General features: G+C 45.5%; 10 protein-coding genes. 6 read left to right on the top strand and 4 right to left on the bottom strand.

Annotated elements, in window-relative coordinates:
* Positions 1–334: 334 nt before the first annotated feature.
* Positions 335–2065 carry a gamma-glutamyltransferase gene (gene ggt, locus QUB44_RS28985; protein ID WP_333372942.1) on the top strand — a complete coding sequence of 577 codons (1731 nt, stop codon included), beginning with the start codon at positions 335–337 and terminating at the stop codon, positions 2063–2065.
* Between the two features lie 532 nt (positions 2066–2597).
* Complete coding sequence (locus QUB44_RS28980) at positions 2598–3479, top strand: choice-of-anchor L family PEP-CTERM protein (protein ID WP_333372939.1); 882 nt, start codon at positions 2598–2600, stop codon at positions 3477–3479.
* Positions 3480–3918: 439 nt separating this feature from the next.
* Here the strand turns inward: QUB44_RS28980 and QUB44_RS28975 are convergent, their stop codons facing one another.
* From QUB44_RS28975 to QUB44_RS28960, 4 genes are all read right to left on the bottom strand, one after another.
* On the bottom strand, positions 3919–5073 hold the full coding sequence (locus tag QUB44_RS28975) for a pentapeptide repeat-containing protein (RefSeq protein ID WP_333372936.1): 1155 nt from the start codon (positions 5071–5073) through the stop codon (positions 3919–3921).
* A gap of 108 nt (positions 5074–5181) precedes the next feature.
* Positions 5182–6030: an alpha/beta hydrolase gene (locus tag QUB44_RS28970; protein ID WP_333372933.1), complete on the bottom strand. Its 849-nt coding sequence runs from the start codon at positions 6028–6030 to the stop codon at positions 5182–5184.
* Between the two features lie 194 nt (positions 6031–6224).
* Positions 6225–6950 (bottom strand): DUF3120 domain-containing protein, encoded by a 726-nt coding sequence (locus tag QUB44_RS28965; protein ID WP_333372931.1) that lies wholly within the window; start codon positions 6948–6950, stop codon positions 6225–6227.
* Complete coding sequence (locus QUB44_RS28960) at positions 6943–7524, bottom strand: hypothetical protein (RefSeq protein WP_333372929.1); 582 nt, start codon at positions 7522–7524, stop codon at positions 6943–6945. The genes QUB44_RS28965 and QUB44_RS28960 overlap by 8 nt, the downstream gene beginning before the upstream one ends.
* Positions 7525–8103: 579 nt before the next feature.
* Here QUB44_RS28960 and QUB44_RS28955 point away from each other — a divergent pair.
* From QUB44_RS28955 to QUB44_RS28940, 4 genes are all read left to right on the top strand, one after another.
* Positions 8104–9348, top strand: coding sequence for a ferrochelatase (locus tag QUB44_RS28955; protein ID WP_333372926.1), 1245 nt, complete (start codon positions 8104–8106; stop codon positions 9346–9348).
* A 123-nt stretch (positions 9349–9471) separates the two neighbouring features.
* Complete coding sequence (locus QUB44_RS28950) at positions 9472–10863, top strand: AAA family ATPase (RefSeq protein WP_333372923.1); 1392 nt, start codon at positions 9472–9474, stop codon at positions 10861–10863.
* 9 nt (positions 10864–10872) lie between these two features.
* Positions 10873–11430 (top strand): hypothetical protein, encoded by a 558-nt coding sequence (locus QUB44_RS28945; protein ID WP_333372920.1) that lies wholly within the window; start codon positions 10873–10875, stop codon positions 11428–11430.
* Positions 11431–11442: 12 nt separating this feature from the next.
* Positions 11443–11756 (top strand): DUF433 domain-containing protein (locus QUB44_RS28940; protein ID WP_333372918.1); only part of this gene is annotated, 314 nt, incomplete at its 3' end.

Raw genomic sequence — 11756 nt, 5'->3', positions numbered from 1 at the left:
GTGATTCTTCGTAGTTCATATTATTAAGCTAATTTTTTCTTTTATTTTACCTAGAAAGAGCGCACTTTCGCAAGAGGTCTTATGTTCATCAGCTTTTTTGAAATCTGTATTTTCTCAACAAAAATGCTTTTTCAAACTTGTTTAATTATTAAATTGCCCTAAGCTGTACCTGATTTTTCTCTTCCTCTTGTACCGCGAGAGCCTCCCAGGGTCAAATCGTTTACCCCTCTGCCATAATAGGTAATTTATCTGCGGTTGAACTCAGTACCGTTAGGTCTTAGGGAAGACGACCGTAGAATTATACTATAAAAAACCCTCGCTTTACCCGTAAAAAATGTTGCCAAAGTTCTTGAGCAAAGTGCAAATTTATACTTGTTGCCTAACAGTCTTGGTGTTGGGCGGCTGCCAGCAACAGCTACACCCAACCTTGCAGCAGCAGCGCAGCAAACAGGGCATGGCAGTTTCAGCTCACCCTCTGGCGAGCGCTGCGGGGCTGGCCCTGCTACAACAAGGAGGCAATGCAGTGGATGCGGCGGCTGCTACGGCTTTGGCGATTTCGGTGGTGGAGCCTTTTTCGGCGGGTATCGGCGGCGGGGGTTTTTTGCTCCTCCGGCGGGCCGAAACGGAGACTGTACAAGTGCTTGATTTCCGGGAACGAGCTCCGAAACGGGCGGCGCGGGATATGTACCTCGACAAGCAAGGTAAGGTGCGCCCAAGAGCAAGTCGGGATGGGCATTTGGCGGCGGGTATTCCGGGTACTGTTGCTGGACTTTATACGGTGCACCGCGAGTATGGTAAGTTGCCTTGGGCTGCGGTGGTGGCGCCGGCGATCGCCCTGGCGGAAAATGGCTTTCCAGTAAGTTCGCGGTTTACCACGGCTACCGGGCGACGAGAGGATGTGTTCAAAAAAAACCGGGCGGCGCGGGAGGTTTTTACTCGTGGTGGCATTTTATACCAGCCGGGTGAGCTTTTGGTGCAGCGGGATTTGGCGCGGACTTTGCGGCAGATTGCACAAAATCCGCAGAGTTTTTATACCGGGGACATTGCGCGGGCGATCGTCGCCGATATGGCTAAAAACGGCGGCCTTATCACTCTGGAAGATTTGAAAAACTATACGCCGATTTGGCGAAATCCGGTTTGTGGCAACTTTCGCACTTACGAAATTTGCGCGATGTGTCCTCCTTCTTCCGGCGGCGTTCATTTGTTGCAAATCTTAAATATTCTGGGAGATTCGGATCTCAAGAGGTTGGGGAGGCAAAGTCCAGATACGCTACATTTACTGGCGGAGAGCATGAGGATTGCTTATGCTGACAGGGCACAGTATTTGGGCGACCCGGATTTTGTGAATGTACCAGTCAAAGCTTTGACTAGCAGCAATTATGGCAAATTGAGACGATCGCAAATCCAAATGTCAAAAGCCAGACCCTCTAGCGAGGTAAAGGCTGTTGACGCTGAAACTTTGAACCGTCTGCTGTGGGAGTCTCCCGAAACTACCCACCTGACGGTAGTTGACAAAGAGCGCAACGTAGTAAGCTTAACGTTTACAGTGAATGGCGGTTTTGGGGCAGGAGTTGTGGCTGCAGGTACGGGAATTTTGCTCAACAACGAGATGGATGATTTTGCCGCCGCGCCGGGAGTGCCGAATTTGTCGTCTGGTTTGGTGGGCGGGGAAGCAAATTCGATCGCCCCGGGCAAAACTCCTTTATCGAGCATGACGCCGGTCATCGTGACAGAAAATGGCAAATTTCGCCTCGCTGCGGGAGCTCCCGGAGGCAGCACGATTATTACCACGGTGCTGCAAATTGTACTGAACGTATTGGTTTACGACATGAATGTCGGCGATGCTGTATCTGCACCTCGCGTACACCACCAGTGGCAGCCCGATCGCCTGATGGTGGAACAGGGAGGTTTTGAGACTGCGACGCTTTCGGAGTTGCGGCGGCGGGGACACCAGATTGTCGAACGTGACGGCTGGGGCAATGCCAATGCGATCGTCTTGACTGCAGACGGTTGGTTGGAAGGGGCTGCCGATCGGCGCGGGGAAGGAGAAGCAAGGGGGTTTTAGTCATCAGTCAGTCGATTAGAGATTTTAGATTTTAGACTTCGGCGAGCCGTCGCTTCGCGCGAGCGTCGAAGGATTTTAGATTTACTCCACAGATGAAGCTGGGATGTTGAACTAGGGTCAAAAATTTTGATCTCTCTACGACAGGAATCGGGGGCTTGTATAGGGTTTTTGGGCGAGGTCATGACTCATTAGTCATTAGTCATTAGTCATGACTCATTAGTCATTAGTCATTAGCCATTAGTCATTTTGGATCTCGCAAACGATATCAAAACCTGGTTTCTTTTGTCTCCAGTGTGTAAGTCCTGAAATTATTAGTCTGTGTACGTGTATTTTTGCATCCGTATTTTTGCGCTGAGGTTTATAGGCTGACTAATTGCCAAGAACTACCCAAAAGAATAACCACAGAAAGCGTATATACACTTATGTGTAAATTATGTGTAAAGTTATTGTAAAGGCACTAGACATTGATACTTATATAATGTAAAAATTAAGTTGTGCATAGGATCAGGTGTGTATCTTCCAGGAAAAATTTATGATAATCACTCACAAAATTGCTGCTTTAACAGCTACATTAACTACTGCTCTGAGTTTGTTGGCAGCGCCAGCAATGGCATTTTCGGTAGGGGCAACTAATAACACGGAGACTTTAAAAAATAATTTATTGGGGGCTAATACAGCCGGGTTGAGTAATTTCTCTGTTTCAATTACGGGTAATTCGGCTGCTTTTGGTACTTTCACTAATGACCCCTTCGGTTTGACATCAGGTGTTGTTCTGAGCACTGGTAAAGTCACCGATATACGGGGTAGAAATCGGAGAGATAACTTCACGACCACAAACATCAGCGATTTAAGCACGGACTTTGGGCCTGAAGGTGAAGAGGGGGATTTGACTCAGCTAAACCTCAGCTTTTTTGCTAATAGCACGGTTGAAAAGTTAGTCTTTCAATATGTATTTGCTTCTGAGGAGTTTCCTGAGTTTGGCAATTCTGAATTTAATGACGATTTTGAACTGCTGCTGAACGGCACTAATTTGGCAAAATTGAGCGACGGAAAAACAGTTACGATTAATAATCTTGTTCCAGATCCATATAACCGCTCTACATATCACCCAGACTATATTGACAACCCAAGTTTGACAGGTATTGCTGCTAACATCGTTAAGCTCGACGGTTTTACTAAAATTTTAGGTTTTGAGGGTTTGCTCAAGCAAAATCAGACGAATGTTCTCAGCATCCGCATTAAAGATGTGGGCGATGGCAAGTTAGATTCTGCTGTATTTATTAAAGGCGGTTCTGTGGAGACGGTTCAAGCTGAGCCGGTTCCCGAACCGATGACTGTGGGGGGTTTGATGGCGGGAGGCGCTATGCTGGCTGCTGGACGAAAGTTACGCAATCGCCGTGCCGGAAGTAATTAATAAGGGAAGGAAGAAGGAAGAAGGAAGAAGGAAGAAGGAAGAAGGAAGAAGGAAAAAACAGAACAGGAACCATTTTGGCGGTTGCTGTAATATGAATCTCGATTAGTCGTGTTGGAGACAGAAACGGGGTTTGATGAACGAAAAGACCTCGCTGCCGTTCTTGAACCGGGTAAAAAAACTCGGTTTGTGCGATCGCGATCGCGTAATATCATATCAAGTAATTTAAGCATTATGGGTACGCAGCGAGGAATGCAAATCCTCATACAATTCTGACGACGAATGCCCTCACTACGAACCAATTTTATTGCGGTTGTTCTAGCGGACAGAATATAAGTTTTTATCCCAAATTCGCAAAGGGCGGATTTTTTTGTATTTGTAGTTGCAGCAAATATTGCGCGTAAAACTCGCGTTTACAACCACTGACTAAAAACTAAATAATTTAGCTATGAACAGTACCGTCGGGTAAGATTGTACCTGTTAATGTAGTCCGGGTAAGTTTGACCATAACTCGATCGCCGTAACCGATTTTCGCTCCTGTTAAGTCAGCACCGCTCAAGTCAGCACCGCTCAAATCGGCTCCGATTAAGTTGGTTTCTCTCAAGTTGGCATTGATCAAACAAGCTCCTAACAAATTAGCCCTGAACAAGTTAGCTTGGTGCAAATTCGCGCCTGTGAGATTGACGTTGTGTAGAAAAGCATCACTTAAGTCGGCTTCACTCAGGTTTGCATTGCTCAAGTTTCTCCCTGAAAAATCCTTTTCTTTTAAGGAAGCTCCTTTGAAGTTGGAACCGCTCAAATCGGGAGCTTGGGGCCCAGCTTGGCGGTAAGACTGAGATGGCGGCGGCTGCGATTGGTAGCGGGACGCCTCTGAATATGGCCCTGCAGGGTTTCCCCCATAGTTTCCCGCATAATTTCCAGGATATTTCCCTGAAGAGGGTTCAGAAGAGTAGCGGGGTTCTTTTGGGGTGGCCGGTGGTGGCTGAGTGTTTTGCTGCTGGGTGTTTGGATACTGAGTATTTCTGTACTGAGTGTTTTGGTACTGAGTGTTTTGGTACTGAGTATTGGGTTGCTGAGTGTTTTGGGACTGAGTATTGGGTTGCTGGGTATTTTGGTACTGAGTGTTTTGGTACTGAGTATTGGGTTGCTGGGTAGCTTGTTGCTGGGTATTTTGTTGCTGAGTGTTTCTGTACTGAGTATTGGGTTGCTGGGTAGTTTGTTGAGTGTTTCTATACTGAGTATTTTGTTGCTGGGTGTTTTGTTGCTGAGTGTTTCTGTACTGAGCGTTTTGTTGCTGGGTGTTTTGTTGCTGGGTGTGTTTGTGCTGGGTGTTTTGGTGCTGGGTGTGTTTGTGCTGAGTATGTTTTTGCTGAACGTTCTGATTCTGACCTCTTGGTTGAATAGAGCGCAATTGTTCGCGAGCTTGATTAATTTCCTTAATCTTTTCTTCAGCTTTCTGTAGTAGTCTGGGATTGTCTTTGGGGATGCGATCGGGGTGCCAAATGAACGCTAAATCCTTGTAGGCTTGGCTAATTTCTTCTCTGGAAGCTCCCGGTAACAGTCCCAGCACTTTATAGTATTGGTCGAGGTCGTTCATTGTACCACCTTTCGCTTTAAGAAATTAGGAATTAAAAATTAAGATCGGAGCAAAAGCCGTTCTCAAAGCTTGCTTGTCCGATCGTACATTAGATGAACAATAACTCAGCTAAGCCGCTGCTGGCAAAAATTCTCGAATTCGCTGCAAGTATGTTGCGGCATCCTCCAGCATCGGAAAGTGAGCCGTATTCGGAATTATAACAAATTCTACTTTTTTGCTGAGGGAGGCTGCTTGCTCTCCCATGACGGCGGGGATAATTTGGTCAAATTCTCCGGCCACAAGCAGTGTGGGAACACTCAGTCGCGCAAATTCTTGGGGCATTTCCTCGGCTGCTCTTTTGCTGACGGCCGTCACCATTGTACCTATAGCAGCTTGCTCGTCTGCCATTAAAAAATCCTTGAGAAACGCCAGACTGACCTCTGTTGGCAGGGAACGGCGCAAAAACCGGGCCATAAATAGCCGATCGGCAAACGGGATGGATGCCAGCCAAGAGGGTCTAAATTTTACCACATAGCCACCGAATTTGTGAAAAGTTGTAAAAGATTTTTCGTCGTATTCAAAAATCCCGCTGCAAGTGAGAATAGCTTTTTCTACTTTTTCGGGGTAAAGGTTGAGAAATAAAGTAGCAATTGATGCACCTGTGGAGTGAGCATTGAGAAATACGCGGCTTAAATTCAGAGATTCTAATAATTCAGCTAAGTCGTGGGCGTAGGTCTCGAGTTCGTAGCTGGACTCAGGAGGCTCTTTCGGCAAGGGCGATCGACCAAAACCTCTCATATCATAAAGCAAACAATCAAAATCATCAGCAATAGCCCGTGCCGTGCTTTCCCAGTAGCGCGCTGAGCCCGCCCAGCCGTGCAGAAATACCATCACTGGTTTGCCGCTAGGTTGGGCACTGTTATCTGCCGTTATCCACTCGTAATAATGTTCTACACCGCGAATTGAAATGAAAGACATGATATTGATTTGGGATTCTTAGATTTTAGATTTTAGATTTTAACTCATAATTGTTCACTGAATACCAAAATTCCCGACTTCTTAAAGAAGTCAGGAATCTCAAGACTACATCTATCAAAAAATCTGCGTTAATCTGCGTCAATCCGCCCACATCTGCGGTCAAAAATTACCAACATAGGAACCAATCATAAATCTTAAGCCGCAGAAGCAGCCAGCCAAAATAAACCATCTACTAAAAGCGTGCTTAACACCGCGCCGCTAAACGCGCGCCAGTGCAGTTGCGTGCCGCGCAAACTCAGCAAACCTACGGTTAGCAACACAGCGATTAAAACTAAAGCACAGCCTATGCCCCAAGGAGTTTCGATTTGACCGATCGCACTTTGAAAAATCGGCATTGCTAATTCCGGTTCCGCGTGCATAACTTGCCGCCAATAGGGCATCAAGCCTGTTAAATAAAAATATAAATCGGTAATAGCAGTACCCAAGAGCGAACCCAAGTAAAAATAGCCGCCCACTTTTCCCCAAGATTTGCCCAAGCACCAAATAGCAAAAGGCAAGCCAATAGATTCTATAGGTAGATGTAAAATTGGTTCCCACCTAAACCAGCCCCAATAGATAGAACCTGCCAGCCAACATCCGGCAAATCCTAATAATAAATCTCCCCAAAGTTGGGTTTTGGGGCGGAAAATGAGGATTAAACTCAGAACGAACCAGGGGATAGTTGATAGCAAACTGATGGTTGGATATAAACGCACTAAGGGTGCTTGCACGAAGACTGGAATTGAGACTAAAAAAGCTGAGGCACTAAATATCAACCACTGTTTGAGGCTGTTTGTTGTGCCTGAAGAGAGAGAATTGTCGAGGCGGGCGATGGTGGCAATAGGTGCGATCGCTGAGGATACTAAATTAAGATTAAACAACTGATTGGACTCCGTATTGTTTCAATAGGTGGACTAAAAATTTTGCTGCGGTTGTGGGTGCGACAGTCTCAATCCCGGCGGTTTGGCTGACATGCCAGCCTTTTGCCGTTTGGGGAGCTCGCCATAAATCCAAATGTTCGATCGCGGGATCTGCATAAAAGCTTTCTCCACCCCCACCGAGAATTGCCGAACTCCAGTGCGTAAAGCGATCGTGGCTGATTCGGTGGATGGGAAAATTGCCCCCCAGGGGTACTCCCCAACCGTCTAAGGCAAAAAAAGCCCCGACTTTGCCGCCGAGTTGCTGCCACATCCAAGCCGCCCCGATCGCCCCGGCTACTCCTGCCGAAAAGCTGACAAATACTAGACTTTCTCCTGCTAAGTCTTCGCTGCACAAAAAGTGCAATATGTCAATAGCTGAAAAAGGCGGATATTTATGAGCGGGAAAAATCTTGACACGATCGACTATTTGCTGGTTTGGGCGATCGGCTGCCAGTCCCCAAAGCCCCGAAAGTCCCGCCAGGAAACAGTCGGTTAGCTTTGGTTCGTGGACTCCGGGGCAAATTACCAGTCTCATAGTTCGTCAAGAAAGTTAATATAGTTCGCAACATAACTTTATCATATAGCTACTATATCATATACTACCCCAGGGGATAGGGTGTTAAACTTATAATAGAGTCAAGTTTGAAGAGTATCCCCCCAAGTTAAATGCTGGGAACGCTCCAAACGGCATCAATCTGAGGCAAAGTGAGGGAGTCTTAAGAAAACATGAAACTTATCCCCCCCCGCCCCATCTCCTGTCAAGCTTAGCAAAGGCTGATTCTAGTTTGAAGCTGTTCTGTATTTAGATTTAACTTTTCGGGCGGCGTCGAAGCTCGGCCCACAAAAGCTTAAAGAAACAGGATTGTGAAAATTAGAGGCCTGCCAGCTTAGCTGCCCTACGAATTTTGGGTCAGGGTCAAAAAACCGACTTAGGACTGATGCTCATCAATCCGGTTTCTAGGATAAATAAGAGGTTTGACCGGGAAGTATGGGCCAAGAAACCGGGAATCAGCCCCGCGCACGTCAGTCGTGCGATCGCAAAAAATGAAAAATCTCAGATTCACCCTTCATCCTGGCTGGATATCTTAGAATAAATAAAATTGAGGAATACAAAGTGGTTGCTTCTCCAGAAAAAATCGAGTACAAAACATCTGCAGCACCCGCAAGTAACGATCGGGTTGCTGTATTGCTGATGGGTTACGGCGAAGTCGAAAGCTACGACGATTTTGCCAACTACAACGAACAAGCTTTAAATTTGCTTACGGCAAAGTTTGCGCCAGTACCGCTTTGGATTTATCCGCCGCTGGCGAAGATTTTAGCAATCTTTGACTTGCACGAGTGGAGTCACCAACACGGTCAATTCGTTTCGCCGCACAATGCAATTTTTGAACAGCAGCGCGCTGGGATTGAAAAGAATTTACAGGAGAAATGGGGCGATAAAGTAAAAGTGTTCAAAGCTTTTAACTTTTGCGCGCCGTTTTTGCCGGAACAAGTAATTCCTCAAATTCAAGCAGAAGGATTTGACAAAATTCTGATTTATCCGCTGTTGGTAGTTGATTCTGTTTTCACCAGCGGCATTGCAGTCGAACAGGTCAATAAAGCTTTAGCACAAACCTTTGATGGTAAGGAACATTGGGTAAAAGGACAGCGCTACATTCCCTCTTTTTACGATGAACCTGCTTACATCCAGCTAATGGCGGATTTGGTTGAAGAGGAAATTAAGAACGATTTAGCTGTAGCGCATTTGCCTTCTCAGATTGGGATTGTGCTGATGAATCACGGTTGTCCGCATAAGGCGAAGGGCTTTACTTCGGGTATTGTGGAAAGTCAAGCTTTGTACGATCGCGTGCGCGAACGTTTGATGTATCGCTATCCTTTGATTTCGGTGGGTTGGCTGAACCACGACACGCCGCTGATTGAATGGACGCAGCCGGATGCGACGTTGGCTGCGAAGAATTTGATTGATTTGGGTGCAACTGCGATCGTCTTTATGCCGATCGGATTTGCCACAGAAAATCACGAAACTTTGTTAGATGTAGACCACATTATTGAGTCTTTGCAGAAACAGCGTCAAGGAGTTACTTACCGCAAATTGCCTTGCGTTAACGACCATCCAGAGTTTCTGAAAATGGCCGCTGAGTGGGCAAATCCGCAGATTGAAGCGTTGTTGAGTGAGACTGCGGTTGCTGTTAATCCGAGTTTGGCTGCGGCGCAGCGCGAGCACAGTCATTCTCATGAAGGGCACGGTCATTCTCATGGCGGGCACGGTCATTCTCACGGGAACGGTCATTCTCATGGTGAACACGGTCATTCTCATGGCGGACACGGCCATTCTCACGGGCACGGGCACAGTCATTAATTAGTTGAGTTAAAAAGTCGATCGCCCCTTGCTTTTTTTAAAGAAGGGGCGATTTCCTTTATTAATTTATGGTACTGTAAAACTTAACAATGGCAGCCACAATCTTGTTGGGGTTAGATAAAAATGGGAAGCAGTCTTACTGACCTAGTAATAAATCGCTGGCAATCTCTACCGAGTGACTACTCAGAAAACGATCTGGCAATGCACTTAATTCCTCTGATATGGGATGCTATAGGTCTTAACTTCAATCAGATAAAAACTGGAGGTTTAGGTGCTGGAATAGGCTTAAAACCAGATTACTTAATATATAACAAATTAAACGAGCCACCTAGAATAGTTGTTGAAATTAAAAAGCGTACTAGCTTATTTCATGCCGCTCCAGACCTAGGGTTTTCGGATTTTTGCCAGCAGCAAAACCTTTATAAAGAGGCAGTAGGCTATCCCATTAGCCCAAAGAACAATGGCATTAAGCAGTACCTCGACAATACAAAAGTAGTGCAGCCTAATTATCTAGCTGCTTACGGATGGATATTTAATGGTGACTTCTTTCAAGTTTGGCGGCGTGTTGATGGGCTGGTTTTCCCTTTAACTCCTGTGCTAAAAGTGACAGCAGCAAATTTTCCTAAGCTTTTGCGTCAATTAGAGTATTGCTTGACTCCTCAGCGGGCTTTGGTAACAGCCATTTGGAATCAGAAAGGAGGCGTAGCAAAAACGACTAACACCATAAATCTAGGCGCAGCACTCGCTACAGAAGGCAAGAAAGTTTTGCTGATTGACTTAGACCCGCAAAATGATTTAAACCGAGGGTTGAAAGCCCACATTAAAGTTAAAAACTACTTGGAAAAATGCAGTGAGAAACTTGAAATTAAAGACTACAACACCGCCAAGGAGATTTTGAGCGAGGCCGTTCACATCCGCAAGTTCAAGACTACTGATAACCAGCATTTTTCCTTGTCAGTTTTGCCGGGAGAAGAGGACGAATTGAGGAGTTTTCGAGATAGCACTAACTTGCTAGACCAGCTCAAAAGGTCATACATCAAGACAATTATTAATCTGCTTAGTGAGGAGTACGACTACATATTCATTGATGCTGCGCCTACAATAGATGTCTTGTCAGTAGGGATGCTCGCTTCTTGTGACACTATTTTGATCCCTGTGGATTATGACAAAAAATCACTCCATCATGCAGCAGAAGTTGACAAATTCATTCCTACATTGAGAAATTCAAGAGTTAATAAGGAGAAATTACCTGTTGTCCCCTGGAACCTGGGTTTAGTGTTCAGCAATTGTCCGGCTGAAAAGGGCAGTGTCCTCCAGAATCACATCAACGATACAATCAAAGAACTAAACTTCACTGGGAAGCCCTACAAGACAGAGTTAAAAATTTACGCTCAGACTAAAGTTGCAGAATTTTCACAAGCCCCAGTAATTTGCTGGCACAAATCCCCCATTACCAAACTATACAAAAACCTCGCCCAAGAGGTATTTCTCAAGCACAACTTTATCGATAACTAGCAGGTAATTATGGCAATTTTTCACGAAGAAGAATTCGAGAATGAGATTCCACTGGGACAAGTTTTGCGATTACCGTGTAAGTTTATTCACGGTGAGTCAAATGTACCTGCCAAACAAATCGAAGCCCTCGCACAGCAGTTGAGTAAAACTGACAAAAACATTTTGCCTATTGCAGTTAAGCTCTTAGAGGAAGACAACTACCAATCAGTTTTCAATACTCAGATATTAGATGCAGCCCGTTTAGCTAAAAAAGATTTCGTCTGGTGTATCATTGTTGATGAGCCAATGCTGGAACAGATACAAATAGAAGCGGGGCTGGTTATTACTGCGCCAACAGTAGCAACTAACCTCCTCGTTGCTTCCGAGCAAGAAATACAGGAAGCACTAGAGCGCATCAAAGCTCAACAGCCTAGTTTTGACAAGGTTAATTCCTTGAAAACTGCAAAGGCGATCATGGAATACAGGAAGACAAAGAAGCCTACAAGCCTAAAGTTTTTGACTACTTTAAAATGTGGAATCGGAAAAGCAAAAATTTCCATAATATCCGATTTTTTAACCCTTAATTAATACCAATTTTCCATGAAACAGAATGACGATCGCGCTTTTCCTGAAATTACCTATGTGCGGGGCGCTAGCGGTCAACTCATACCCGTTTTGCGCGACACTCGCTTGCGGGTGCAAACAGTAGTCATCGCCGCCCAGAAATGGGGTTTTCCCCCAAACCAAATTGCCGCTGAGTATGACTTAAGTGAAGCTCAAGTGAACGATGTTCTCGCTTTTTATGCAGCCCACTCTCAGGAAATAGATGCCTCTATTGACCAGGGCTATTTCGTTCTAGACAGTAGGCAGGGTTTAGGTTTAGAGTTTAGAAGTCGGATTCACCCTAACTTATG

It is taken from the genome of Microcoleus sp. AT3-D2 (assembly GCF_036705715.1).
Taxonomy (GTDB): Bacteria; Cyanobacteriota; Cyanobacteriia; order Cyanobacteriales; family Microcoleaceae; genus Microcoleus.
The sequence above is the reverse complement of the archived record's forward strand: the minus strand, read 5'-3'. Positions and strand labels throughout refer to the sequence as shown.

Excerpts from the sequence above, each read along its gene's own strand:
- ggt (WP_333372942.1), top strand. The coding sequence starts at position 335 with ATGTTGCCAAAGTTCTTGAGCAAAGTGCAAATTTATACTTGTTGCCTA.
- QUB44_RS28980 (WP_333372939.1), top strand. The coding sequence starts at position 2,598 with ATGATAATCACTCACAAAATTGCTGCTTTAACAGCTACATTAACTACT.
- QUB44_RS28975 (WP_333372936.1), bottom strand. The coding sequence starts at position 5,073 with ATGAACGACCTCGACCAATACTATAAAGTGCTGGGACTGTTACCGGGA.
- QUB44_RS28970 (WP_333372933.1), bottom strand. The coding sequence starts at position 6,030 with ATGTCTTTCATTTCAATTCGCGGTGTAGAACATTATTACGAGTGGATA.
- QUB44_RS28960 (WP_333372929.1), bottom strand. The coding sequence starts at position 7,524 with ATGAGACTGGTAATTTGCCCCGGAGTCCACGAACCAAAGCTAACCGAC.
- QUB44_RS28950 (WP_333372923.1), top strand. The coding sequence starts at position 9,472 with ATGGGAAGCAGTCTTACTGACCTAGTAATAAATCGCTGGCAATCTCTA.
- QUB44_RS28945 (WP_333372920.1), top strand. The coding sequence starts at position 10,873 with ATGGCAATTTTTCACGAAGAAGAATTCGAGAATGAGATTCCACTGGGA.